Here is a 25,686-nt window from a genome sequence, read left to right as displayed (position 1 = left end):
GGCGGCCGCCCCTCCGTCCTCCACGCCGTACGTCCGAAAGGCCGGTGTCCTCCCTTGCCTGGAATCGTCGCGGGGAAGAGATTCCTCATCACCGGCGTCATCACCGACGCCTCGATCGCCTTCCACGTGGCCGCGCTCGCCCAGCGGGAGGGCGCGCGGGTCGTACTGACCGGCCACGGCCGGATCGGCCTGGTCGAACGGATCGCCAGACGGCTCCCCGAACCCGCGCCGGTGATCGAACTCGACGTCGCCGACACGCGGCATCTCGACTCGCTCACCGACCGGGTCGGCGAACATCTCGACGGCCCGCTCGACGGTCTCCTGCACTCGATCGCGTACGCCCCGCCGACCGCGCTCGGCGGCAACTTCCTCACCACGCCGTGGGAGGACGTGGCCACGACCCTGCGGGTGTCGGCCCACTCCCTGCACGCCCTCACCACGACGCTGCTGCCGGTGTTCGCACCCTCCGTGTCGGTCGTCGCCCTGGACTTCGACGCCGGTAAGGCCTCGCCGGGTTACGACTGGATGGGGGTGGCCAAGACGACGCTGGAGTCGTGCGCCCGTTACCTCGCCGCCTCGCTCGGCAGCCGGGGGGTACGGGTCAACCTCGTCGCGGCCGGGCCGCTGAACACCATGGCCTCGCGGGCCATCCCCGGCTTCGACGGACTCGGCACCTGGTGGGAGAACCGCGCGCCGCTCGGCTGGAGCACCAAGGACCACGCCAGTGTCGCCCGCGCATGCGTCGCGCTCATGTCCGACTGGCTCCCGGCCACCACCGGGGAAATCGTGCACGCCGACGGCGGCGCCCACGTCGTGGCGCAGGCGATCGGCTGAACCCACCCGGGCGACGGGCCGCTCGCCGCCCGCCCGGGGCAGGTCCCCGCACCCGAAGAGGAGGTGATCACACACCGCACGACCGGCCCACCCGATCAACGGATCAAGGAGGAAGACATGGATCCCACCGAAAACGTCGCCGCCGACGCAGGCGGCCGGCGGCGCACCCCGAACCGGCGCCTGCTCATCCGGCTCGGCGTTCCGGCCCTGGCGCTGGTCACGCTCGCATCGGCTTTCATGCTGCTCAGACCCACGCCCGCGCACGCCGCCGCGTCGGTCGAATGCGCCAACGCGAGCCTGACCACCGCCACGCTGAGCGCGACGTTCCCCCAGCCCGAGGGCGTCACCTGGACGGCCGGCGGAAAGCTGGGAAGCTGCACGGACGTCTCGGTCGGCAAGGGCACCAAGGTCAAGGGCGGCTCGTGGAAGGCGTCGGGCCGCGCCACCGGCAGCTGCACGGCCGCCGATGTGACCGGTTCGGCCACCTTCACCTGGAACCTGGCCGACGGCGGCACCGCCACGAGCACGACCGGCGTCGAATCGGGCACGGTCGCCGCGTCCTCCGTTGGCGTCAGCCTCGGGAGTATCGACTCCGGCAAGTTCCACGGGGCGTCGATCGTCGTCGCCGGCTTCGAACCCACCATCGCATCGATCCTCTCCCGCTGCCCGATCGAACCGAACGACATCGTGGGCAGCAAGGGGACTCTCTCGATCATCGGTTAGCGACCGCGGATGAACGCTCGACGAGCGCGATGACGGCTCTCCCTCGGCCGGTCAGGATGGCCGGCCGCGTTCCCGGGTCCAGCCCGGGGCGCGGCCGGCGTCGCGAACGGGGTGGCGTCAGCGCCACCCCTTTTTGGCGCGTTTGACCCAATAGGCGACCGTACGCCCGAACTGACGGCGCTCGACGTTCCCACAGGTCAGCGAACGGGCTATAACACTCCGCAATAGGACGATTACATAGCGGAACCGTCCGGGTGACGTAGGGCGGTTGCGTCAGCCGGGGGAGGGTTTTCCGCACCCCGCGCCCGACGATCGATGGTGTCAGCCCGCACGAGCCTCGGCTGGAGAACTCCGGTTCTCCGAGCATCGATCTGCCAAACGGGGGCACCCAAATGCACGAGCCGGACTCTGTCCAACTCACCGACGGCATGCAATCCGGCGCGGTCCTGCACCACCTCGACGCCGCACGCCACCGCGCTTCCTGGCCGACGGTCTCCGCTGTCATCCCAACGCTCAACGAGGCCGAAAATCTCCGATGGCTCCTGCCCCGGCTCTCCGGGGTGGATGAGATCGTCGTCGTCGACGGCGAGTCCGACGACGGCACCGCCGACCTCGTCCGCAAGCTGCGCCCGGACGCCGTCATCATCGAGCAACCCCCCATCGGCAAGGGCGCCGCGATGCGCGCCGGTTTCCAGGCCGCCACCCGCGACGTCATCGTCTCGATCGACGCCGACGGGAGCATGGACCCCAAGGAGATCGACGCGTTCGTCGCGCTGATCTGCTGCGGGTTCGACGTCGTCAAGGGGTCCCGCTACTGCGTCGGCGGCGGTTCGGACGACCTGACCCTCATCCGCCGGGCCGGCAACCTCTGGCTGACCCGGCTCGCCAACGTGCTCTACGGCGTGCGCTGGACCGACCTGTGCTACGGCTACATCGCCCTTCGCCGCTCGGTGGTCGACCGGCTCGGCCTCGAGGCCGACGGCTTCGAGATCGAGACCGAGCTGTGCGTCAACGCGATCACCGCCGGCCTGCGCGTCGCCGAGGTGCCGAGCCACGAGCTCGACCGCAGGTCGGGCGAGTCGAAGCTCAACGCCCGCCGCGACGGCCTGCGGGTCCTACGCACGATGATGCGCGGCCGCCGGACGCCCCCGCCCCCGGTCCTCCCGCGCTACGAGCCCGGCTTCGAGGAGGCGGGCTGATGAGGATCGAGGTCATCCGTCCCGACGAACTCGGCGAAGCCGAGCTGCGCCGATGGCGTGGCTTTCAGGCCTCCACCCCCACTCTCGCCAACCCCTTCCTGTCCCCGGAGTTCACGCTGGCCGTGGGCCGGTTCCGCGCCGGCGCCCGGGTCGCGGTGCTCAGCGACGGCGACGGGGTCGCGGGTTTCTTCCCGTACGAGCGGCACGTGCTCGGCATCGGCCGCCCGATCGGCGCCGGGCTGACCGACTGCCAGGGCATGGTGGCCCCCGCCGACCTGGAGTTCGACGTACGCGCGCTGCTGCGCGCCTGCCGCCTTTCGGTGTGGGAGTTCGACCACCTGCTCGCCGAGCAGACCGCCTTCGCGCCGTACCACGCGGAGACCCGCGTCGAGCCGGTCATGGACCTGAGCGGGGGCTTCGCGGCGTACGCCGAACAGGCGCGGGAACGCTCCCCCAAGACGGTCAAGACGGTGCGCTACAAGGAGCGCAAGCTCGGCCGGGAGGCCGGCGAGGTCACCTACACGTTCGAGGAGAGCGACCCCGCCGAGCTGCGGCGCCTGATGGCGTGGAAGTCCGCCCAGTACCGCCGCACCGGCCGTACGGACCGGTTCGCCGAGTCGTGGATCGTCGCGCTCGCCGAGCACCTGCACGCCACCGGCACCGGCGTGCTCAGCGTGCTGCGCGCCGGCGGCCGCCCGATCTCGGCCCACCTCGGGCTGCGTACGGGCACCGTGATGGCCGGCTGGTTCCCCGCGTACGACACGGAGTTCGCCAAGTACTCTCCCGGCATGATCGGCCACCTGCGGATGGCGGAGGCGGCCGCGGAGTCCGGCGTCACGCAGATCGCGATGGGCCGCGGCGGACGCGAGTACAAGGACTGGCTGAAGAACGGGGAGTTCCCGATCGCCGAGGGCCGGGTGGCCCGCGCGTCGGCGGGCGCCGGGCTGCACTGGGTCAAGGGCGCCCCGGTGCGCCGCGCGCGCAGCGCCGTGCTCGCCCATCCCGCCCTGTACGCGCGGGCCGACCGGGTGCTGAAGACCTACGCGCGGCTGCGCGGTCACGCCGGGGACGCCGCGTGAAGATCTCCGTCGTCATCTGCGCCTACACCGAAGACCGCTGGGACGACGTGCTGGCCGCCGTCGCCTCCGTACGCGCCCAGAGCCTCGCGGCGCACGAGGTGATCGTCGTGGTCGACCACAATCCGGCGCTGCTCGGCCGTCTCCGGCCGGCGCTGCCGGACGTCAAGGTCATCCCCAACTCCGGGCCGCGGGGGCTGTCCGGGGGCAAGAACACCGGCGTCGCGGCGTCGGCCGGCGACGTCGTGGCCTTCCTCGACGACGACGCGACCGCCGAGGCCGGCTGGCTGTCGGCGATGGCGGGCGGCTACGACGACGCGAACGTCGCCGGGGTCGGCGGCCTGACCCTTCCCCGGTGGGACGGCGTGGCTCCTCGCTGGTTCCCCGAGGAGTTCGCCTGGGTCGTCGGGTGCACCTACCGGGGCATGGACCGCGGGCCGATCCGCAACCTCATGGGCGGCAACGCCTCGTTCCGGCGCGAGGTCTTCGACGTGGCCGGCGGCTTCCGCAGCGGCATCGGGCGTACGGCGGGCGGGCGGCCGCTCGGCTGCGAGGAGACCGAGTTCTGCATCCGCCTGCGGCAGGCCGCCCCCGAGACCGTCCTGCTGTACGACGACAACGCGGTGATCTGGCACCGGGTCCCGGCCGAACGCGCGCGCTTCGCCTACTTCCGCAGCCGCTGCTACGCCGAGGGACTGTCGAAGGCGCTGGTGACGCGGAGCGTGGGAGTCGGCGACGGCCTGGCCAGCGAACGCCGGCACGCCGTGGTGGCGCTGCCCCGCGGTGTCGCCCGCGGACTGCGCGCCGCGGTCACCGGCGACCCGTCGGGGCTCGGTCGCGCGGCCTCGATCGTCGCCGGGCTGGCGTTCACGACGTTCGGCTACGCCGCCGGGTCGCTCCTGGCGCGCGACGGCCACCCGCCGTCGATGAGCATCCGCGCCGGCCGGGGGGGCCGGCGCGAACGGGAGGCACAGTGAACGACGCGACACGAGCCGGCGCGGTGCCGGTGCTGATGTACCACTCGATCGGCGGCTCCGACCGCCTGGCCGTACGGCCCGAGGCGTTCGCCGAGCAGTTGGCCTGGCTCAAGGAGCGCGGCTACACGCCGCTGCCGTTCGGCGAGCGCACGCGCCCCGCCGTACGCCCCGTGGTGATCACTTTCGACGACGGCTACGCCGACTTCCACGAGCACGCGCTGCCGGTGCTCGACCGGTACGGCTTCGCCGCGACGCTGTTCGTGACGACGGGCTGGCTGCACGACGCCGGACCGCACGCGGCGGGGGCGCCACCCGGACGCATGCTCACCTGGCGGCAGACCGCGGAGGTCGCCGCCACCGGAGTGGAGATCGGCGCGCACGGGCACAGCCACGCGCAGCTCGACCAGCTCGGCGAGGAGGCCCTGCGCGAGGAGCTGCGGCGCAGCCGCGGGCTCCTGGAGGAGCGGCTCGGCCGCCCGGTGCGCACGATGGCCTACCCGTACGGCTACTCCAGCGCGCGGGTGCGCCGCGAGGTGCGCGCCTGCGGCTACACCTCCGCCTGCGCGGTGGCCAACGCGGTCATGACCGGGCGGCACGAACGCTTCGCCGTGCCCCGGCTGACCGTACGCGCCACGACCTCTCTCGACGGTTTCGAACGGGCCCTCGAAGGCCGGGGATACCGCGCCGATCACGTGCTGACCAAGGGATACGCCGTCGTACGCCGGTCCCGGTACGCCGCCCGGCGGTTGCGGGGAGTCGCGTGACGCGGCCGCGGGTGCTTGCGCGTTCGCGGGAGGACACGAGACTGAAGCGCATGATGGCGCTCCGGGGTGAGCTGTCCAACCCGCTGTTCCGCAACGCGTACGCACTCATGATCAACGGCGGCCTGACCGGCGCCCTGGGCCTCGGCTACTGGCTCCTCGCCGCGCGGATCTACGACCCCGCCGAGGTGGGGCGGCAGTCCGCGCAGAACCAGGCGATGATGTTCCTCGGCGGGCTGACCGCGCTGAACTTCATCCTCATGCGGTTCATCCCCGAGATGGGCCCGCGCACCCGCGCCCTCGCGCTGCGCACCTACCTCGCCGGCGTGCTGGCGGCGGCCACCCTCGCCGTGGGGTTCCTGCTCACGCTGCGCTGGTGGGGTCCGTCGTTCTCGCGTCTGGCCACGCCGCGCCACGGGCTGTTCTTCGTGCTGGCGGTCGTGTCCTGGAGCCTGTTCACCGCGCAGGACGGCCTGCTCACCGGGCTGCGGCGGGCGACCTGGGTGCTGGGCAAGAACACCCTGTTCGCGTGCCTGAAGGTGATGCTGCTGGTGGCGCTGGCGAGCGCGCTGCCGGGCGACGGGATCACGGTGTCGTGGGTGGTCTCCGCGGTCGCGCTGCTGCTGCCGGTCGAGGCGCTCGTGCAGCGGCGGCTCATCCCCCGGCACGTCGAGGAGACGAGCGGCGACCGGCCGATCCCCTCGGGCGGGCAGATCGGCCGTTACCTCGCCGGCGACTACACCGGCACGCTCTTCTACTACGCGCTGTGCAACCTGGTGCCGGTCGTCGTCGCGACCACGCTCTCGGCCAGCGACAACGCGTACTTCTACATGGCCTGGGTGCTCGGCGCGACGGTCGACGTGCTCGCCGTGAACATGGCGATGTCGCTGACGGTCGAGGGCGCGTTCGACGTCGACGGGCTGGCCGTCGCCACCCGTTCCGCGATGCGGCGTATGGCGCTGATCCTCGTGCCGATCACCGCGGTGATCTTCTTCGGCGCCGGACCCGGCCTGTCGCTGTTCGGCCCCGGTTACGCCGAGCAGGGCGCCCCGCTGCTGCGCCTGCTCGCGCTCGCGGCGCTGCCGAAGGCCCTGATCGAGCTGTTCATCGGGGTGCTGCGGGTGCAGCGCCGGGCCCGCCTCATCGCCCTGCTGCAGGCCGTGCGCTTCGCGGGCGTCCTGGCGCTCGTGCTCCTGCTCAGCGACCGGCACGACGTCGCCGGTCCCGGTTTCGCCGTGCTGGCCGTCACCGTCGCGATCGCCGTGGCCGTGCTGCCCGCGCTGCTGCGCGCCGTCAAGCCGATCCCGGTCGCGCCGGTCGTCCTGCACGAGGACGACGAGGACACGCTCGCCCGGCCGGTGCCGCTCGCCCAGTCGGGAACCTCGGTGAGCATCGTGCGGGACGAGCCCGGCGAGCCGGGCGACCTGCCGGAATCGGTCGAACCGGCGGGCCGGCGGCCGTGGGGCGCCGCGCTCGCCTGGGTGCTGTTCCTGACCGGCCTCGGCCTCTACTGGGTGCCGCTGCGCCACGTGAACATGCTGCGCATGGACGGGTACGGCCTGGTGTCCGTGCTCCCGGTCGCGACGTTCGTCGGCGGCGGGCTGCTCGTCGTGGCGTTCATGTTCACGCTCTGGCTGCGCCGCCAGTACCGCGTGCTGCTGTTCCTCCAGCTCGTGGCGATCATCGTGTCGCTGCACGGCCTGGCGCCCGCCCTCGAGACGTACGCCCGGCCGGAGACGGCCTGGCAGCACAACGGGTTCGTGGAGTACATCGGCCGCACGGGCGCCGCCGACTACGCGCTCGACGCGCGGTTCAGCTGGCCGGGCTTCTTCGCGCTGATCGCGTTCGTCACGCGCGTCGCCGGGGTGCACAACCTCGAACCGCTTCTGCACTGGGCACCGGTGGCGAGCCAGCTGCTCTACCTCGCGCCGATGTACCTCATCCTCCGGGTGATGCGGGCGAACTGGCGGGCCCAGTGGCTCGCCGTCTGGCTGTTCGCCGCGGCGGACTGGGTCGGCCAGGACTACTTCTCGCCGCAGGGCTTCGGCTACCTGCTGTACCTGGTGTTCATCGGCATCCTGCTCAACTGGTTCCGCCCGCAGAGCCGGCGGTCGGCGTGGGCGGCGGGCGGAGGGCGGCTGCGCTCGTTCCTCCGCGGCCCGTTCGCCCCCGGTGAGCGCCCGCCCGCCGAGAGTTCGGTCGGTGAGCGTACGGTCCTGCTGTTCATCCTGGTCGTGGTGTTCGCCGTCACGACCGCCAGCCACCAGCTGACCCCGTTCCTGATCCTGTTCGTGTGCGGCGCGCTCGTGCTCGTACGGCGGAGCACGCTGCGCGGCCTGCCGATCCTGCTCGGCGTCATGGTGGCCGCGTGGGTGAGCTTCATGACCACGGCGTACTGGGCCGGGCACGTCGGCGACCTGTTCTCGGGCATGGGCGCGCTCCTGTCGAACCTCACCGGCGGCGTCGCGGGCCGGGTCAGCAGCGGCAGCGTGAGTCTCGCGACGGTGCAGACGGGCCGGATCCTGATCGCCGCCACCGTCATGATCGTCGCCGCGCTCGGCCTGCTGCGGCGCCGGCTGCGGCGGATCGACGACCGGGTGGCACTGGTCCTGCTGGCCGTGCCGTTCCTCGCGGCGGGCCTGCAGAGCTACGGCGGCGAGATCGCGCTGCGGGTGTACCTGTTCGTGATCCCGGGCGCGTGCATCCTCGCGGCGTACCTGTTCTTCCCCACGACGTTCACGGCCCCGCGTCGTACGCTCGCGGTCCTCACCGCGACCGCCTGCGGGCTCGTCATCGCCGGCGGCTTCCTGTTCGTACGCTTCGGCAACGAGAACTTCGAGGAGGTGCATCCGGCCGACGTCCGCGCGTTCAACGCGATGCTGAGGGAGACGCCGCACAATGTGATCAACGTGGTGTGGCTGGCCGACCCCGAGGACGACGCCGGATACTTCCCGATGATGCCGTGGGGCGCCACGAAGATGGAGCACTTCGACTACTCCGCCGTACGCGCTCCCGCCGACCCGTCCAACCTGACGGACATCGTGCAGGCGTTGCTGGACCGGCCGGGCGGCTACTTCATCACGACGAGCGGCAACGAGGCGTACAACCACTTCAACTACGGCCTGCCGCTGTCGTACGCCGACCGGATGCGCGCCGCGCTGGCGTCCTCGCCGCAGCTGCGCCCGGTCACGGTGAGCGAGGACGCGGCCGTGTACGCGCTGCGCCAGCCGCCGCCGGGCGCGTCACCGCCGCCCGCGCGCGCTCCGCACTTCGGTGTCCGGCACACGACGTGGACCCCGATCGGGCTGTGCGCGCTCCCGCTGCTGATCGTCATCCTGGTCGCCCGCGAGGTGCTGCGGATCCGGATCCGCCCGAATGAGACGTGGCGCCTGCAGTCGCTGACGGTGTGGTCCGGCTTCCTGGTCATCGTCCTCGCCGTCGTCATCGTCGAGCGATTCCTGGTATTGGGGTAGTGATGCGCGCTCTGCTGCTGCTCGGCACTCCGGTGGTCGCCGGCCTGACCGGAGCGGCCCTCACACTGGCCGGGGTACGGTCGCCGGTGACCGGGCCGCTGACGCTGGTCTTCGTCCTGTACGTCCCGGCGCTCTGCGTGGCGCTGCTCCTGAGCGGCCTGGACCCCCTCGCACGGGCGATCGTGGCGGGCACGGCGGCCGTGGCGCTCGCGGGGGCGATCGCCGAGGTGATGCTGGTGACGGCGGGCTGGTCGCCGAGGGGCGGCGTCGTCGCGACCGCTCTCGCCTGCGCGGCCCTCGGCGTCGCCGCCGTCGTTCCGCGCCGCCGCTCCCGGCCGGTGGAGCCTGCCGCCGCCCCGTCCTCCACCGGCGCCGCCGGGGAGTCCTGACCACACGGTTTCGTTCATAACGCTCAATTTCGGACATTGCGCGCTAGCTCGTACGATAAGCGGCTAGATCTCTCATTTCAGCAATTCGCTGCCCTTTATTGTCATCTTACCTTGTGATTATCTTGCCGAGAAAGGGGCGGGGAATGCTATAAAGCACGGCACCGTTCCTGGACATTCAGGGAGTGCCGGCTCGTGAGGGCCATTGTGCCATTCCGACCAAAAAAGGAGACCGACGTGCTGAAGAAGACGTGCGCCATCGGTGGTCTGCTTCTCACCACCGCCGCCGGCGCTCTGCTTACTAGCTCGCCCGCGTCTGCTCAGGTTCCAACGTGGGGCGGTGGCTGCTGTGGCGCCCACAGTTCCTTCCGCCACTTCTCTCGGCACCACAACCGTAACTGGAACGGCAACGAGAACTCGAACCTGAACCACATCCGGCTCCATCTCAACAACCGGAACAACAACATCGCCGTCGCCACGACCGGCCGCGGCCGCCGCGGCGGTGACGATGACGGTCTCGGCCTGGGCCTCGGCGGCGGTCTCGGCGTCGGGGGCTTCGACGACTGACCCAGGGACGGCGGACGCCGCTGTCACTCCAGCCGCGTCGCGACTCCTCACATGAGGCGGCGGACAGCCGCTGAGTCGCCGAGTCGCCCGCGAACATCGGGCGCCGGGGTGACGACTCCGGCGCCCTTCGCTCGCTACCGCGAGCACCGAGGTAAGGGGGCAGACGTGCTCAAAAAGACAAAGGCCTCTATCCCGCTGGCCGTCGCCGCAGCCGCCGGCGCTCCGCTCACCAGCACACCGGTGTACGCCCTGACGAATCTCCTGCAAGGCCGACCCAGCCACCACCGTCACGGCCACCGCCTCCACGACGGAAACCGACACCACCCCCGCGCGTACGGCGGGAACGGCAACCGGCTGCAGTCCTTGATCGTCCGCCTCAGCCACCGAGAAGCCTGGCCCACGAGGGCCTCCAGGCCCACGATGCCGATCACGGGTAACCGGGCGAAAACCGGCGCAGACGCTCCGCCCACGAACGCAAGCCCAGCCACGGCCACCGACACCCCACCCAGCGGGCCCACAGACCCAGGCGCCACACGCCCCGACACCGCGGGCGCGGGCACTGCCCACCCCGCCACTACGACCACCCCACCCAGCGAACCCACAGGCTCAGGCGCCACACGCCCCGACACCCCAAGCACGGGCACTGCCCACCCCACCACCACGACCACCCCACCCAGCGAACCCACAGGCTCAGACCTCGCACAACCCGGCACCGCATACGCGGGCAACACAGGGCTGGGCACCGCAGGTGGACGTAGCAGGCAGCCAAGCGCCGACAGCGCGCACCCCGACATTGTGGTCACTCTGGCCGGCGGACCCACCGACACAAGCCCCACGCACCCCGCCACCACACACGCGGGCAACGCACGCCCCGCCACCACAGACAGAGCCAACACACGGCCAAGCATCGGCAGGGCACATCTCAGCATTGCGGCCACTCCGGTCAGCGGACCTACCGGCCCCGTACGTGCGGGCAGCGCGCGGGTAAGCGTCATAGGGGGTGGCCGTACAGGCTCCGGTACGGCGGGTGTGGGCGTGGGCGGGCTCGACCCGGGAACCGCTGGAGCGACGCGGGCGCCGGCCGGGAACCCGTCGGGTCACCTTCCCCCTGAAGTGGGCTCGGTCGATCCTGGAGCGGCCTTCGCTCCCTCGCCGGCTCCATTTCGGCGGGGGCCACAAAAGCCGCCAAATTCCTAGAATCCGCGTATTTCGGGCGTCGGAGTAAATACTCCGGAGCTCGCTCACTTAGCACTACGTAAGCTCTTTATAAATATCATCTTACCCGTCGATTATCTTGCCCAGAAATCACCGGGGAATGTTAGAAAGCGCGGCACTCCCGGAAAGATCCGAGAGCGTCTATTCGCGAGATTCATCGCGCCGTTCCGACATAGAAGGAGATCGAACGTGCTGAAGAAGACGGCCGCAGCTGCCGGCCTGATGATCACCGCGACCGCCGGCGTCCTCGCTACCTGCGCGCCCGCGTTCGCCGCGCCCGCGCTCGCCGGGCACTCCCAGACCCATCTGGTCGCGAACCACAACCGGAACTGGAATGGGAGCGAGAACGAGAACTTCAATCACATCCGGCTTCGCCTCCACAACCGCAACAACAACATCGCCGTCGCCCGGACGCGCGGCAACAACCGCCGCAACGATGGCGCTGAATTCATCAGGCCCAACGAAGGTGACTGATATCAGCACCGCTAGGGACAAGTCGGACATCTCGGGGTAACAGTCCGTGTATTCGCGGGCCGCTCCAGCCAGTGACTCGCCCGCCTCGGAATTCGGGCACGGGCGCCACTTTCCCAAGCTCTCTTCGACTTTAGCGGTACGCGGCCTCCGCGTCACGCGCCAAGCGTGGCCGTACTACCGCTAAAGCACGAAGAGGACAGAAGAAAAGGCGGCACTCCTCGCGCCATCCAAGAGTGCCGGCCCGCGAAAGCCATCGCACCATTCCGAGAAAGAAGGATATCGATCATGCTCAAGAAGACGCTAACAGCTGGCGGTTTTCTAACCGTCGCAGCAGCCGGCGCCCTCATCGGCGGCAGCCTGCCCGCGTTCGGTCAGACCCCGATGTGGGGCGGCGGCTGCTGCGGTTCTCACTCCCGCGCTCACATCTTCAATCACCACCGCAACCGGAACTGGAACGGGAGCGAGAACGAGGGCTTCAACCGAATCCGCCTCCACATCCACAACCGCAACAACAACGTCGCCGTCGCCCGCACCAGTGCCAACCGTGATCCACTCGACGGTGTCATCGGTCGGTTCGGCGACGACGCGGCCGGTCCGCCTCCTCCGCCTCCTCCGCCCCCCGCAGGCGGCGGCAACGGCGGCGGTAACGGGCGCGGCAACGGCGGTGCCAACGGCCGCGGCAACGGGGGCGACAACGGCGGCAGCAGCAACGCCGGAGCGCCGAGCGACAGCGGCATCGGAGCGCCCGAGGGCACCAATGGCGACGCGTCCGGCGACACCCGCGGACGTGGCGACAACGCCGGCCGCAACGACGACGCCGGCCGCAACAATGACGCCGGCCGCAATGACGACGCCGGCCGCGGTGACGACGCCGGACGTAATGACGACCCCGGGCGCAATGAGAATCACGGCAAGAGCGCCGGCCATGGCAAGAGCGGTGGGCACGGTAGAAACGGCGGCCACGGCAGACGCCGCTGACACCGCGAAGCCGCCCGACGAGGTCCAGACACTGGATCCAACGCCGACAGCGTCGGCCGAGAATTCGCGCCACTTGACCGATCCTCGATCTTTATCGCCTTACGCGGCGGCAATCATTTGCCGCGAGCACAGTTCACCTGTGATGGCGGATATGACACTCCAACACATCTGAGCGCCCGTCCGTCAAGCCATCACGCCATTCCGATGAAAAGGAGAGACAACATGCTCAGCAAGACGACTCTGGCCAGCGGTATGTTGGTCGCCACGGCCGCCGGCGTCGTGATGACGAGCGCGCCGTCGTTCGCGCAGGTTCTGACGTGGGGCGGCGGCTGCGGCAGTTCCTGCGGCGGCTGCTCGACTTCCTCCTGCTCCTCGTTCGGTCACTTCAACCGGAACAGGAGCTGGAACGGGAACGAGAACGAGGGCTTCAACCACATCCGGCTCCGCATCCGCAACCGGAACAACAACGTCGCGGTCGCCCGCACTCGGCAGGACGACGAGCGCCCGCTCATCGTGGAGCGCCAGCGCGAGCGGGAGAAGTGATCGACGCCGGCGAATCCGTCGGAGCCCGCCTGTCGCATGGTCGAATAGACGATCTCTCTGATGCGCGGTCAGCAGGTCACCGGTCAACCTGACCGACGACCCTGCCGCCTGGCAGAGGCATGGCGGCTTGGGCGGCTTATCCAGAATCAAGGAGTTAGGGCGTCGGAGGTTCACTCCGACGCCCTTCAATTTATCCCCCATCGCTCTTTGTTGTCATCTTACCCGGCGATCATGTTGCCGCGTAGGAACTAGGGAATATTAGAAAATGCGGCGCTCATCGGAACAATTAGGAGCGCCGGCTCATGAGGCTATCGCGCCATTCCGATCAAGAAGGAGACTCAAGGTGCTTAAGAAGGAAAGCATCGTCACCGGGTTGCTGATCGCCGCAGCCGGCGGTGCCGTCGCCACCAGCGTGCCCGCGTTCGCGTCCGTTCCCACGTGGGGTGGCGGTGGCTGCTGCGCCAGCTCGCACTCCAGCTTCTTCCACCACGCACGGAACCGGAACTGGAACGGCAACGAGTCCGACAACCTCAACCACATCCGGCTCCGCCTCCACAACCGGAACAACAACATCGCGGTCGCCCGCACTGACGAAGAGGACCGGCGCCCGCTCGTCATTGAGCGCCAGCGCGAGAGGGAGAAGTAAATCAATTCTGACGGCAGAACGACCGACGTCGCCGTCATACGGCCACGTGAGTGACTCGGGCCAAAGGAGCGGCCATGTGCCGCTGAGTCGCTAAGCCGCCCACGTGAACTGGGCGCCGGGGTAATGACTCCGGCGCCCTCCCCGGAGCCTACCGGAGGGCGCCTTCATCAAGGGGCGCCGATTCACCAGCCCCAAGGGCGGATCGAGCAATAAGGAGAACCGACGTGCTGAACAAGACAAGCGCCTACATCGGCCTGGTGGTCGCCACAGCCGCCGGCGCCCTGCTCGCAAATTCGCCCGCGAACGCTCAAGTCGATCTCGTGTGGGGTTCGCATCACCACCACCGTTTCTACCACCGCTCTCACAACCGGAACTGGAACGGGAACCACAATCGACCCCGCATCTTCATCCGGATCTACATCTACAACAAGAACAACAACCGCGCGATCGCGATAGCGCGCCCGGAGCGCGACCGTTCGCGTCCGGAGCGCATCGTGGCCCGACGTGACCAGGACGCGGCCCCCGTCGCCGGCGCGGCCCGCGGCCGGGGCGACAACTCCGGCCGGGGCGACAACTCCGGCCGACGCGCGGCCTCCAGCGACGACGGCAGCACCCGCGCGGACACCGGTGCCGATCGACAGACCGCCCCGCGCGACTACCAGGGCGCCACCGGCGGAGGCGGCCGGGGCAACGATGACAGTTTCAGTGACGGGTCTCCGACGTCGTGACGACGCCCCGCGCCGCCGTACGACCGCCGGCGCGCTGAGGAGCACCCGCGGAACCAGCTGATATCCGGGCGCCGGAGAGGACTCCGGCGCCCTCTCTCGCCCCCAACCCGCTCAGGCGGAGTCACCGCGAGACGGACCGTCGCCCTCCGAATCGCCGTGCGGGACGAGTACGCCCGTGTCGCCGACCGCGGCCGGGTAGAGCAGGACGACCAGCACGCCCCCGATGAGGGCGCCGACCAGCTGGGCGACGATGAAAGGTCCCACCGAGCACGGGGAGATGCCGGTCGACGTGTCGCTGAGGGCCCGGGCGATGGTGACGGCCGGGTTGGCGAACGAGGTGGAGGACGTGAACCAGCCGGCCGCGCCGATGTAGACGCCGACCGCCGCGGGCGCGAGGTTCGTACGGCCCGAGCGGGCCAGGGCGAAGATCAGGGCCACCAGCCCCGCGGTGGCGACCACCTCCCCCAGCCACAGGTGTCCGCTGAAGCGCTCCTTCGACGAGGCGCTGACCGCGCGGAGTGCGAACATCACGTTGGCCAGTATCGCGCCGGCGATCCCGCCGCCGACCTGGGCCGGCAGGTAGGCCAGTAGCTCCAGGCCGGACAGGCCGCCGCGGGCCTTGCGGTCCAGCGCCCAGTCGGCGATGGAGACGACCGGGTTGAAGTGGGCGCCGGACACCGGCCCGAGGAACAGGATGAGCGCCGTCAGCCCGGCGGCGGTGGCCATGGCGTTCTCCAGCTGCGCGAGGCCGGCGTCGGACGACAGCCGTGCGGCCATGATCCCGGAGCCGACGACCACCGCGACCAGCAGTCCCGTACCGAGGAACTCGGCCAGCGCCCTCCGCCACAGCCCTCCGTTCACCGCGCGCCCATCCTCACCGGCATGTCAGTGCCTGCCCAGAAGATGCAGGCTGAGCCACAGCGTCAGCACCCCGGCGACCAGGCAGGCCGGTACGGTCAGCGCGCCGAGCCGTAGGAAGTCCCTGACGTCGGGCGGGTGATCGTGCGAGCGGAGCAGCTGGCGCCACAGGAGCGTGGCGAGGGAGCCGACATAGGTCAGGTTGGGACCGATGTTGACGCCGAGCAGCACGGCCAGCACCAGAGTCGGCGAGTTCGAGACGAGCGGCACCAGGACGAGCGTCGTCGGCAGGTTGTTCAGCAGGTTGGCGAGGATCGCGGCGATGACGGTGACCGTCAGCAGGCCGAAGAAACTGGCGTGGTGGGGCACCATCCGGGCGATCAGGTCGCCGGCGCTGCTACGCCGCACGGCGAGGACGACCAGGCCCAGAGCGATCACGAACAGCAGAAACGCCGGATTGGCCGAGGCGGCCATGGACCGTACGACGGCCATGCGCTCGGCGACCCGCAGCCCGCGCAGCCGCCGGACGGTGAGCACTCCGGCACCGGCCAGGGCGACCAGGCACGGATGTACGCCGAAGGGCTGCAGCAGACCGAACCCGAGCAGAGTGAGGACGAGCACCACGATCGCCACCGTCGGCGCCTTCGTGCGCACCAGCGTCGACGAGTTCTGCCGGGTGTCGAGATCGCCCGCGAAGTACCAGCGGAAGATCAGATATTCGACCCCGACGACCGCGAACCATGGAGCGACCATGAGCAGGCTGTAGTCACCGAAGGTGAGACCGCTGGCGTCGAACGCCAGCAGGTTCGTGAGGTTGGAGACCGGCAGCAGCAGTGATGCCGAGTTGGCGAGGTGGATGCAGGCATAGACGTACGGCCGAGGCCGAACGCCCGCCGTGGCGGCCGTCGCGAAGATGACGGGGGTCAGCAGGACCACCGTGGCATCGAGACTGAGCGTCGCCGTAACCGCGGCGGCGATCGCGAAGACCCTGGCCAGAAGGCGTTGCGGGGAGCCCCGGCTCCAACGTGCCGCCATGGCTCCGGCGTAGGCGAAGACTCCCTCGCCATCGGCCAGGTAGGCGAGGACGAGGACCGCTGCGAGAAATCCCACCGTGGGCCCGAGTGCGCCCACCTCGTGCCAGGCCGCACCCGCCGGAACCAGCCCGAACGTCAGGACCAGAGCGGCCGCCGGCGCCGCGGCGACGGCCTCCGGGAGCCCGCCGGGACGGGCCACGACGAAACCTAAGACGGCGATCAGGAGCACGATGGAAATCGCGGTGTTCATGTGGACCTCACGATCAGTCTGGTCTCTGCATGCACCTGCCGCCCGAGTGGCTCCGAGCCACCGTCCTGCGGCGACCGCTGCTGACGTGGGCAGGCTCGTACGCACCTCGGGGTGTATTCGTTGGGAGGCCTGCGTAAGCCGCGGCTCCGGCGCGTAACGGAGCTCTTATTGAGTGCCATTTCAAGCACCCACGCGACTTACGCGATAACCGTACGTCTCCTACGGCGATGAACGCCCGTTTCTCTTCTTTGATCGCCACACCGCCCTCGGATGGCGATCCTCAGCGTGTCCTCCAATACCTTTCAGGCTGCGGCCAAGTCTCTCACCTGCAAAGATCCTTCGAAACGGGATGTCCTACTCCGTGAAAACCACATACGCCTCGCCGCACCCATCGACCGGGCCACCATATAGGGCGTTCCCCGCGAAATCTGCCTTCGGTCGCGATGTCACGTTAAACCACACCGACCGAAGACCCCGATCCGCCATATAGCTCAGGTACCGGCCGGACAATCGCCCCACCGGAAGGCGACAAAAGGGACTACCCGCTCCAGTCCAGCCGGCGACTTTCGACCCGCCGCCTTATTTGACCGGTGACGCGCTTCTGACTGATCTGGTCATGTAGTTGTCGACTATCAGTCATTGGCGACCGCGCGTCCGAGCCGGCGACCCGGGTCGATCCGCCTCACGGCGGGTCCGTACGCCGACGCGAGGGTAGCCGACGGCGCGGGGCTTGATCCCGGCGCGGTCTCCCCAGAAGGCTCAGGGCGGCTCATAATGCCCACTTGGGTCAGGCGATTAACGGCCACTACAAGGCCTTCCGGTGCGCACGATGCCCCTTTTGTTATGAGATGTTCGGCCACTAGGTTTGATTATTCCAGGTGTTCTCTTGCATTCACGGCGATTGATGTCAAATTGAAGGTATGCCAAGGCAGGAGTCGCCACCCCTCCGACGACTCGGAGCAGCGGCAACGGGGGCGCGACAACCATGGTCTTCAAGCCCGGCCAAAGATCAACCCGAATGATCGACCGCCGACCGGGCGTCTCCCCAGGCTGAACAGCCACCATGACGGGTTCGTCGAATTGTCATTCTCGGAGCGCAGATGACTCACTGGAAAGCGCCACGTGAATCGGAAAACCCCGGCCCCCGGTCCGGACAGGTCCACGTCGGGCCGCCGCCCAAGCAACCCCCACCGCACTTCAAGACCTACGAAGGGCTGGAACACATCAGCCGGCAGCTCGAAGAGCTGACCACCCAGGTGAGACGGCTGGTCGAGGAGATCGCGAGCATCAGACTCGACAGGAGCGACGGATGAGCTCACGGGAGACGGCAGGACGAATGCTGTCCTACGGGCGTTCGCTCATCCTGTGGGTCGCGTGGGTGATGCTCCTGGTGATCTGGCTCGCGACGCTCATGCGGCACCTGGACCGGCACGACTCGGCGCCCCTGCTGCTGGCCGTCACGACCGTCGCCCTCCTCGTGCTCCTGTCCTTCGCGGAGGGCATGGAGCTGGCGGTCGCGGACCTGCTCGACAAGGACGCCTCTCAGGTCAGTGACCGGCGAACCCGGGACCTGCTGAGCGCGATACAGCGGCGTTCCGGATTCTTCTTCGCCCAACGCCAGGTGTTCGTGGTGCTCATCGTGTCGTTCGCGAGCCTGGCGACGTCCTACGACTGGATCTATGTTCCGTTCTACGGCGAAACACATGACTCCTCGGTGACCTTCTGGTTCAGCCTGTGCTTCGTGACGCTGACCGTACTCTGGTTCTCCCAGGTCACGCCCAAGAGGCTGGCGGTCGCGAATTCGGAGGCCTTCCTCGGGTACAGCAAATTCGTCTGGACCGCGATCCGGGCCATCTCCCTGCTCGGCCTGCCCGGCCCCACGGACCAGCTGTTCGCCCTCTCCAGGAGGATCCCGGCGTTCCGCCACGAGAGAATGCTCCTGCCCAGCCGATCCGCGCACTACAACACCTCGGCCCATCTGTACGGGTTCGCCCTGGACAAACTGTCGACGGACCTGTCGATCGGGCGAAGCGGAGCGGCCACGGTCCGCAAGAAGTTCCTGATCCTGTTCCTGTACGGACGGCACGCGCACGTGTACGGATACGTCGACACCAACTCGGTGTTCAGGAAGCCACCGGTCATCACCCTGAAGTCCATGCATGTGCTTCCGACGCCGGAACGCCTGGAATCCATGACCGGCACGCTCGACGCGATATTCGACGAGGACACGAGTGTCCTCAACCGGCTCGGGCTGAAGAACAGGATCTCCGAATGGGTCGGCAGCGTCGAGGTGTCGATCGAAGAGTCGGACTGGGAGGGGAACGGCCAGCACGCGATCTGGCTGATCCAGGGGCAGCCTCTTCCGGAGAGCTGCTGGCCCGAAGCCGAGGACGACATGCCGGTCCGCCCCCTGGTGGCCTTCCTGTACGAGGTCGAGGCCGAATCGGACACGGGAGCGTTCGCCGAGGTCGACGGATGTTACATGTGGCAGGAGACCATCGGCCTTCCGTGCCGGGAGTACGACATCTCCATCGTGTCCGACCGCGAGGCCGACCTGGGCATCGCCATCCGCGAGTGCAGAGTCGCCCTGGTCGGTCCGGGCACGGAGATCCCGGAGGAGACGCACAAACTCACCCGCACCGCGGTCTCCGGAAAGGACCGGATGAGAGTCATCTACCCCGTGCAGGGAGCGGAGTACTCACTCCTGTGGTGGGAGTTCAAGAGAGAGCCGGAGAGTTCGTGGTGATCCGTCATCGTCCTCCTTGGAACGGGCGGTACGCGCGCGCCCCCGCGGGCCGGCCCGCGGCGTACGCCCGCCCGGTCGTCAGCCGTGCAGATCCTCATCGTGAGAGCTGCGCAGGAGCCGTGCGAAGACTCCGTCGGAAGGCGCCAGTTCGTCGTAGGTTCCCTGCTCCGCGAGCCGGCCGTCCTCGAGCACGCAGATCCGGTCGGCGCTCCGCAGGGTGTCGAGCCGGTGAGCGACCTCGATGATGGTGATCCCGTCGAGTTCCTCGATCGCCCGTTGCACCGCTCGCTGTGACTCGTTGTCCAGCGCCGACGTGGGCTCGTCGAGGAGGAGCAGGTCCGGCCGGCGCAGCAGGGCGCGGGCGAGGCAGATGCGCTGCGCCTGACCGCCCGAGAGGCTGTCGCCGCGCTCGTGGACGAGTGTCTGGTAGCCGTCCGACAGGTTCTTGATGACGTCGTGGACGTTGGCGCGGCGTGCGGCGTCCTCGACCTGCGCGGGGATGACCTCGTCCTCGAGACCGAACACGATGTTGTCATAGATCGTGCCCCGGTAGAGGAAGTACCGCTGGCTCACGTAGCCGACGCGTCTGGCCAGTTCCGCCCGGCTGTAACTCGACAGCGGCATGCCGAACAGCTCGATGTCGCCGACGTAACCGTGCTGGAGCCGGTCGATTATCTTCAGTAACGTCGACTTGCCGCAGCCGGACGGTCCGGCCAGCCCGACGCGTTCGCCGGATCCGACGGACAGGGAAACGCCGTCGAGCACGCGGCCTCCGTCGCTCCCCGGGTACGAGAACATCACGTTGCTCACCCGCACGACCTCGTCGCGGAACGCACCGGCGTTCGACGCCCGCATCCCCGCTCCGACCGGTACGGGCTCGCGTGCGGTTTCGCGCACGACGGCGCGGGCCGGGCGGTTGCTCACGCTGAAGCTGACGTCCTGGGGCCGGTCGAGGAGGTTGGCGAGGTCGCGGGCCTGTTGCGCGCTCTCGGAGACCTCGTCCAGCATGCGATGAAGGTCGCGCAGCGGAGCGATGATGTTGTTGAAGAGCAGCGCGTAGGCCAGCACTTCACCCGGCCCCATCTTTCCCACCGTCACCAGCCCGATCGCGAAGCTCAGCACGAGGACGTACCACAGCGCCTCGTTCGCGTACTTCGCCGCGTCGAACCATGCCATCGCGCGGTGGTGCCTCATCTCCGCGCCGCGCAGCTCGCCCGCCGAGGTGGCCACGCGCGCGCTGAAGTAGTCCTGCGCGTTGTAGGCGCGCACCGTCTCCAGCGCGGGGAGCAGCTCGACGACCTGACCGTCGATCTCCTCTTTGTGGTTGCGGACCTTCACCCGGATGCCGGCCTGGCTGCGGATCTGCCACTGCACCAGCAGCAGCCCGGTCGGGATGACGCACGCCATGACCAGCGCCACGCTGACATTGCGGCTGAAAGAGATCGCCACCGCGGCGAGCGCCAGAGCACCGGTCGGGAGGAAATCCATGAAGCTCAGTTTCAACAGCCTGGTCGAACCCTCGATGCCCCGGTTGATACGGCCGTAGATACCGCCGATCTTGCCCTGCTGAACGTAACTGAGGTCCTGGTGCAGAACGTGCTTGTACGCGAGCTCTCGGGTGTCGCGTTCAAAGGCCGTCGATACCGCTTCGACCAGCTGCCTGCGGATGACCTGCAGAAGCTGGGTTATCAGCAGCACCGCGGCGACGGTGATCAGTCCGGTGAGGAGAGCCCGATGGATGACGTGCGGTTGCGCCACGACCTTGTTCACCAGCTGGCCCAGCACGACCGGCACGATCGCGGTGAGAAACGCGGAGGTCAGCATGGCCACCGCTGCCAGCGCGAGAAAGACGCGCTGTCTCGCGTGCAACTGATGCAGCGCACGCAAAGCCAGCCGGGCCGCGCTTATGTCCGGTGATCCTCTACTCTTGCGCATATAAATGCTCCCCTCAAATGCGATACATAATGAGCACATATATGACGGCGACTACGAATTGAATCGATGCGTTGAGCAGGCCCCATGGCAGGTAGGCCCGCGCCGTGAACGCGACCGGCCGTCCACTGTCGTCCCGCAGCCCGGCGCCCTGCACCTTGCGTGCGATCAGTGGTCCGGCGGTCGCGGACCACAGCAGGGCACTGGAGCCGGCGCAGATCGCCCCGGCGAAGGCCACCGCCAACAGGTCGCCCCGGCCCGCGAGCACCGCGCCGGGCGCGACCAGGGCCTGGCAGAGCGGCAACAGCGTGGCCGCCGTCGGTCCGGCGGACAGGAGCGCGGTCATCACCGCCACGACCGCCATGAGCGCCACGATCATCATCGTCGGCGTGTGCAGATGATCTTGTAGTAGGCGCGCCAGGAACTGGAGGAGCCCCGTCGTCGACAGATAGGTCGCGCCGGCCAGGAACGCACCGATCTTCAACGCCGGATACAGATCCGCGGCGTCCACCCGCGCGGCCGACCGTACCCGGGGGGCGACGACCGAGCCGACGGCGGCGCCGGCCCACGCGACCACCCACGGCGGTACGGAGTGCAGGAAGACCCAGCCGCCGAACATCCCGCCGAGCACGGCGAGCAGCGCCAGCAGGGAACGACGGTCGACCCGCGCGTGCCGGTACCGCGCCTGCAGGAGGATGACCCCCGCGTCCCGCAGGTCGGTGTCCGCGCCGGCCGCTCCCGCCCTCGGCCGGAGCAGCACCAGGTAGAAGGCCAGAAGCGTGCCGGCCGTCAAGATGGCGAACAGCGGGAACGCCAGCACCAGATAGGAGTTGAAGCTGGTGATGCCGGACGCCAGGATCGTCAGCGCCGGGAAGTCGCCGACCGGCGTACTCGCTCCCGCGAGGTTCACGACCGTCATCACGCAGGCGAAATAACCCACGAGATACCGGCGGTCCGCGCTCAGAGTGCGCAGCAGCACCAGGAGGATGGGCAGAACCAGCCCGACGTGCGTGAGGTTGTTGCCCATCGCGCACGTCGCGATCAGCACGATCACGCTCGTGACGAGCGTCATGCCACGGCTCGCCCGCCCCCATCGGGCGAGGCGGACGGCGAGCGCGCTGGCGACGCCGGTGCCGATCACCATCGCCGTGTAGAACTCGAGCGCGATGAAGATCGCCAGGATCTCGAACGGGAACCGTCGTGCAGCGTCGGCGACGTGGCCGATGTGCGCCGCCGAGAGTCCGGCGATGAGCACCGTGACCACGGCGAGTGGCAGGAAGGGGTTCTCCAGGAGAGCCGAGAGCCGTCCGCTCCGCGGTGAGGCGTCCTGTGCGCGCGGTCGCCGTTCCGATGGCAGAAGGGTCACCGTCATGACGCTCGCCTTCCGCTCTTCGGGTCCGCCGGCGCGGAGGAGTAGACGTGGGTGAAGTGCTTGTGCGTCCAGATGGCCGGCCAGCCGGCGGGAACGGCGACCGGATCGCCGTCGGTGGGATCGATGAGCACCACTTCGCCGCGGACCCGGCCGTCGAAGTAACTGAGGAGCGGGCGCACGGCGGGCGCCACGTAGCTGAGGCCGGACACGTGAAGTCCGAGCGTGAGGAGAGCGGGGCAGGACCCGCGAGGTGTCGGCAGCTCGGGCGCCATCACCACATTGGCGTCGAGCCCGCGGGGAATGTTGCCGCGGACACCGGACGCGACCTCATGGGTGCACCCGGCGTCGAGCCAGATCGTCACGGGTGGCGGTGACGCCGTGTCGGCGAGGGCCTCGAGCAGGACCTGTTCGGGACCGGCCACGAGAAGGTGGCCGATCCGGCAGTCCGCCATGAGCTCGGCGAGCACGCTCGTGATCCGGAAGCGGAAGTCGCGGCCGGCGGCGGGATGCGAGGGAAGGCCGGTCTGGGGCCTTCCCTGCAACTCGTAGGCCACGGTGAACGGTCCCAGGTGTTGAACGTGGTCGACCAGGCTCTGGGGAACAGACGTGGCCGGGAACATCAGAAGGTCGCCGCGTCGTCAGGTGGGCGCTCCTGCTCGGGGGCCTCGTGGCCGCCGGCCTGCCAGCGCTCGAGCTGAAGCCGGACGAGCAGATCCACGATCACGCGCATCTCGTCGGGCGCCCGATCGAGCACGAGCCGCGCCGTGTGCGCCATGTCCTCATCGCCGAGAACGGTGACCAGCGAATCAAATGACGGCCCCGGATATCCCCATGGCGCGGCCATGCCCGGACGGAGATGAGGGTGAGGGTGCGGATCGTACTGCGGCGGGTGTACGTGACGCGGAAACTCGTGAGGCGCCGAGTAGCCGGGCCCTTGCTGCGACGGACGGGGCATCATTTCTCCTCACATTGCGGATTTCACATACCGGTTCGCTGATATCACTGGATGTTATTAGCGCGTCAAGGCAGCTGTCAACCTAATGCAGACTTTTGTCAAGTGATTGACAGGGCTTTTGTTCGCCACGATTTTCCCAACTTACGGTGATGTTCCGTTGGGGATTACCTAGCGGCGAAATGGCCGTCCCGGGCGTTGGCCGTGGGGCGTCAGGACGTCGGTGTCATCCCTGGTCGGCGGCTGCTCGCTGGTCGAGCTGGAGCCGTACGAGCAGGTCCACGATCACGCGCATCTCATCCGGCGCCCGGTCCAGCACGAGCCGGGCCGTGTGGGCGGCGTTCTCGTCACCGAGCACGGTGACCAGCGCTTCGTGGGACAGCCCCGGATATCCCCACGGCGTCGCCGTGCCGGGGTGCGAATGAGGATGAGGATCGTGCTGCGGCGGGTGGACGTGACGCGGACGAGTATAAGGCGGAGTAAAGCCGAACCATCGCTGCAACGAACGAGACATCATCACTCCTCAGATTGCCGATCCCTTCAGGTTGCCGGTGTCACTGAAGGTATGGCCGCTCGATCCACCTGCCAAACCACCGAAGACATGCATTAGTAGATTGGCAATCTCTTCTCTTGCCATGTTGCACTCGGTCAGAAGCGGGTTACTGTTGAGAAAACATGGGGGTGAAGAAATGAAGTCCGAGATGTCCGAATGGGTCACTGTCGTCGGGGCCGCGTTGCGGGAGCGGCGGGTGAGCAACAACGCGGCGGCTCAGATGGTGGGCGTCAGCCCGGCGACGTTCGCCGCGTGGATGAGCGGCGCCACACGACCGAACGTCGAGGCCCTGCCAGCGATCGCCAAGGTCTCGGGCCTTGCGCTGTGGCGCCTGCACGAACTCGCCGGGTACCTCCCGGAGAACTACTCTCCCGCCGTCATGGCCACACAGGCGATCGAGTCGCAGCAGCGCCTGTACGCGGACGTACGACGGTGGTCCGAGCAGGCGCTCACCGCCTCCGGTCTCGGCGCGGCCGCCCGCGCGGCCGGCCTGATCCTGCAGCGGGACCCGGGCTGGCAGGTGACCATCCGCCCGGAGCTCCGCGGCATCGAGCACGCTCTGGCGCCGCACACGGTGATCGGCCTCGAACGCTCACGGCCGAGCGGCGAGTCCCTGCTCGCGCTCCGGCAGAAGATCGAGAACGATCTCGGCGCGGCCTTGGCCGCCCTGGGGGTCATCTGGCGCCATCACGACGTACCCGGATGGCGGGAACGCCCGGCGCTGCTGCTGGAGGTGCCCGAGGACGAGCAGACGCGCGGGCGGGGGCTCGCCCCGATGACCGACTTCCCGACCACCGTCGTCACTCTCGGCATCCCCTGGACCCACGCGGAGCTCGTCGGCTCCCTCATCGCGGACGCCATCGACTACGGCTACCGCAACATGAAGACCGACGCGTGCGCCGAGGCGGGCCTGCTGATGGGGGCCGACCAGGAGACGGTCGGCCGCGCCGCCGCACAGATCTTCACGGCCTCCCTGCTGCACCCTCGCAGCCGGCTGCTGGACCGGATGGTCTGGTCGTGCGCCTTCCCGGACGCGCTCACCGACGTGCCGCAGCTTCTTCCGCGCGCCGACCAGGAGACGTTCGTCATCTACGTCCGCGTCGGACCACAGCTCATCCAGCGCTCGGCCGAGGTGTCCGGCTACGACCCCGACAAGTGCCTGCTGACCGCGAAGAAGCTGGAGAGCGCCTGCGAGGAACTACCGGCCCAGCGCGGCATGATCGTCGACATCCCGGACGCCCGGGTCTTCAGCGACAACGACTTCGAGCTCTTCCAGCACCGGATGACCGACGCGGCGGTCGACGCCGCCCTCACGTGCCTGCGCCACATGCTCCAGATCCGGAACCTGCCGGCGTCCAGGAAGTGGCACGGCTATCTCGGCCGGATCTGATCGGTCGCCGGCCCGACCG

Annotated in this window: 24 protein-coding genes; 17 read left to right on the top strand and 7 right to left on the bottom strand. The window is 68.8% G+C overall.

The annotated features are described in order from the left end of the window. Nucleotides 1-54: 54 nt before the first annotated feature. The 14 genes from fabI to ACQEV1_RS09315 all read left to right on the top strand — a co-directional run bounded on the left by fabI (nt 55) and on the right by ACQEV1_RS09315 (nt 14,580). Nucleotides 55-834 carry an enoyl-ACP reductase FabI gene (gene fabI, locus ACQEV1_RS09380; RefSeq protein ID WP_285620916.1) on the top strand — a complete coding sequence of 260 codons (780 nt, stop codon included), beginning with the start codon at nt 55-57 and terminating at the stop codon, nt 832-834. Between the two features lie 117 nt (nt 835-951). Next, a complete protein-coding gene (locus ACQEV1_RS09375; protein ID WP_433393079.1) occupies nt 952-1,557 on the top strand; it encodes a hypothetical protein in 606 nt (201 codons plus the stop codon). Between the two features lie 392 nt (nt 1,558-1,949). Next, entirely contained in the window at nt 1,950-2,756 is an 807-nt protein-coding gene (locus ACQEV1_RS09370; protein WP_285620921.1) for a glycosyltransferase family 2 protein, read from the top strand. After that, complete coding sequence (locus tag ACQEV1_RS09365; RefSeq protein ID WP_285620924.1) at nt 2,756-3,835, top strand: GNAT family N-acetyltransferase; 1,080 nt, start codon at nt 2,756-2,758, stop codon at nt 3,833-3,835. The genes ACQEV1_RS09370 and ACQEV1_RS09365 overlap by 1 nt, the downstream gene beginning before the upstream one ends. Beyond that, entirely contained in the window at nt 3,832-4,809 is a 978-nt protein-coding gene (locus ACQEV1_RS09360) for a glycosyltransferase family 2 protein (RefSeq protein WP_433393076.1), read from the top strand. The genes ACQEV1_RS09365 and ACQEV1_RS09360 overlap by 4 nt, the downstream gene beginning before the upstream one ends. Continuing rightward, nucleotides 4,806-5,573: a polysaccharide deacetylase family protein gene (locus tag ACQEV1_RS09355; protein WP_433393074.1), complete on the top strand. Its 768-nt coding sequence runs from the start codon at nt 4,806-4,808 to the stop codon at nt 5,571-5,573. The genes ACQEV1_RS09360 and ACQEV1_RS09355 overlap by 4 nt, the downstream gene beginning before the upstream one ends. A gap of 50 nt (nt 5,574-5,623) precedes the next feature. Further along, complete coding sequence (locus tag ACQEV1_RS09350; protein ID WP_433393072.1) at nt 5,624-9,043, top strand: lipopolysaccharide biosynthesis protein; 3,420 nt, start codon at nt 5,624-5,626, stop codon at nt 9,041-9,043. Nucleotides 9,044-9,045: 2 nt separating this feature from the next. Beyond that, on the top strand, nt 9,046-9,432 hold the full coding sequence (locus tag ACQEV1_RS09345; protein WP_285620938.1) for a hypothetical protein: 387 nt from the start codon (nt 9,046-9,048) through the stop codon (nt 9,430-9,432). Nucleotides 9,433-9,666: 234 nt separating this feature from the next. Then, nucleotides 9,667-9,996 carry a hypothetical protein gene (locus ACQEV1_RS09340; protein ID WP_285620940.1) on the top strand — a complete coding sequence of 110 codons (330 nt, stop codon included), beginning with the start codon at nt 9,667-9,669 and terminating at the stop codon, nt 9,994-9,996. 1,404 nt (nt 9,997-11,400) lie between these two features. After that, on the top strand, nt 11,401-11,685 hold the full coding sequence (locus ACQEV1_RS09335; protein ID WP_285620944.1) for a hypothetical protein: 285 nt from the start codon (nt 11,401-11,403) through the stop codon (nt 11,683-11,685). A gap of 285 nt (nt 11,686-11,970) precedes the next feature. Beyond that, entirely contained in the window at nt 11,971-12,663 is a 693-nt protein-coding gene (locus tag ACQEV1_RS09330; protein ID WP_433393069.1) for a hypothetical protein, read from the top strand. 222 nt (nt 12,664-12,885) lie between these two features. Beyond that, nucleotides 12,886-13,206, top strand: coding sequence for a hypothetical protein (locus tag ACQEV1_RS09325; protein ID WP_433393067.1), 321 nt, complete (start codon nt 12,886-12,888; stop codon nt 13,204-13,206). A gap of 343 nt (nt 13,207-13,549) precedes the next feature. Next, nucleotides 13,550-13,852 carry a hypothetical protein gene (locus tag ACQEV1_RS09320; RefSeq protein WP_285620953.1) on the top strand — a complete coding sequence of 101 codons (303 nt, stop codon included), beginning with the start codon at nt 13,550-13,552 and terminating at the stop codon, nt 13,850-13,852. Between the two features lie 224 nt (nt 13,853-14,076). Beyond that, nucleotides 14,077-14,580, top strand: a complete 504-nt coding sequence (locus tag ACQEV1_RS09315; RefSeq protein ID WP_433393065.1) for a hypothetical protein — start codon at nt 14,077-14,079, stop codon at nt 14,578-14,580. A gap of 111 nt (nt 14,581-14,691) precedes the next feature. Here ACQEV1_RS09315 and ACQEV1_RS09310 read toward each other — a convergent pair whose 3' ends face one another. After that, complete coding sequence (locus tag ACQEV1_RS09310) at nt 14,692-15,441, bottom strand: aquaporin (RefSeq protein ID WP_285620958.1); 750 nt, start codon at nt 15,439-15,441, stop codon at nt 14,692-14,694. 24 nt (nt 15,442-15,465) lie between these two features. After that, nucleotides 15,466-16,722, bottom strand: coding sequence for an SLC13 family permease (locus ACQEV1_RS09305; RefSeq protein WP_285620961.1), 1,257 nt, complete (start codon nt 16,720-16,722; stop codon nt 15,466-15,468). 1,100 nt (nt 16,723-17,822) lie between these two features. Here ACQEV1_RS09305 and ACQEV1_RS09300 point away from each other — a divergent pair. Further along, nucleotides 17,823-18,035 (top strand): hypothetical protein, encoded by a 213-nt coding sequence (locus tag ACQEV1_RS09300; protein WP_285620963.1) that lies wholly within the window; start codon nt 17,823-17,825, stop codon nt 18,033-18,035. Then, nucleotides 18,032-19,468: a hypothetical protein gene (locus tag ACQEV1_RS09295; RefSeq protein WP_433393062.1), complete on the top strand. Its 1,437-nt coding sequence runs from the start codon at nt 18,032-18,034 to the stop codon at nt 19,466-19,468. Before ACQEV1_RS09300 ends, ACQEV1_RS09295 begins: the two co-directional genes overlap by 4 nt. 78 nt (nt 19,469-19,546) lie before the next feature. Here ACQEV1_RS09295 and ACQEV1_RS09290 read toward each other — a convergent pair whose 3' ends face one another. The 5 genes from ACQEV1_RS09290 to ACQEV1_RS09270 all read right to left on the bottom strand — a co-directional run bounded on the left by ACQEV1_RS09290 (nt 19,547) and on the right by ACQEV1_RS09270 (nt 24,238). Continuing rightward, nucleotides 19,547-21,337, bottom strand: a complete 1,791-nt coding sequence (locus ACQEV1_RS09290; RefSeq protein ID WP_433393060.1) for an ABC transporter ATP-binding protein — start codon at nt 21,335-21,337, stop codon at nt 19,547-19,549. Between the two features lie 79 nt (nt 21,338-21,416). After that, entirely contained in the window at nt 21,417-22,772 is a 1,356-nt protein-coding gene (locus tag ACQEV1_RS09285) for an SLC13 family permease (RefSeq protein ID WP_285620971.1), read from the bottom strand. Continuing rightward, entirely contained in the window at nt 22,769-23,326 is a 558-nt protein-coding gene (locus ACQEV1_RS09280; RefSeq protein ID WP_433393057.1) for a hypothetical protein, read from the bottom strand. Before ACQEV1_RS09280 ends, ACQEV1_RS09285 begins: the two co-directional genes overlap by 4 nt. A 65-nt stretch (nt 23,327-23,391) precedes the next feature. Continuing rightward, nucleotides 23,392-23,616, bottom strand: a complete 225-nt coding sequence (locus ACQEV1_RS09275) for a hypothetical protein (protein WP_285620975.1) — start codon at nt 23,614-23,616, stop codon at nt 23,392-23,394. A 334-nt stretch (nt 23,617-23,950) separates the two neighbouring features. Continuing rightward, nucleotides 23,951-24,238, bottom strand: a complete 288-nt coding sequence (locus tag ACQEV1_RS09270) for a hypothetical protein (RefSeq protein ID WP_433393055.1) — start codon at nt 24,236-24,238, stop codon at nt 23,951-23,953. A 175-nt stretch (nt 24,239-24,413) separates the two neighbouring features. Here ACQEV1_RS09270 and ACQEV1_RS09265 point away from each other — a divergent pair, with 175 nt between their 5' ends. Next, nucleotides 24,414-25,667: a helix-turn-helix domain-containing protein gene (locus ACQEV1_RS09265; protein ID WP_433393053.1), complete on the top strand. Its 1,254-nt coding sequence runs from the start codon at nt 24,414-24,416 to the stop codon at nt 25,665-25,667. Nucleotides 25,668-25,686 lie beyond the last annotated feature (19 nt).

Source organism: Actinoallomurus sp. CA-142502, assembly GCF_050936355.1.
Classification (GTDB): Bacteria; Actinomycetota; Actinomycetes; order Streptosporangiales; family Streptosporangiaceae; genus Actinoallomurus; species Actinoallomurus iriomotensis.
This window is presented reverse-complemented; position numbering and strand designations above follow the sequence as displayed.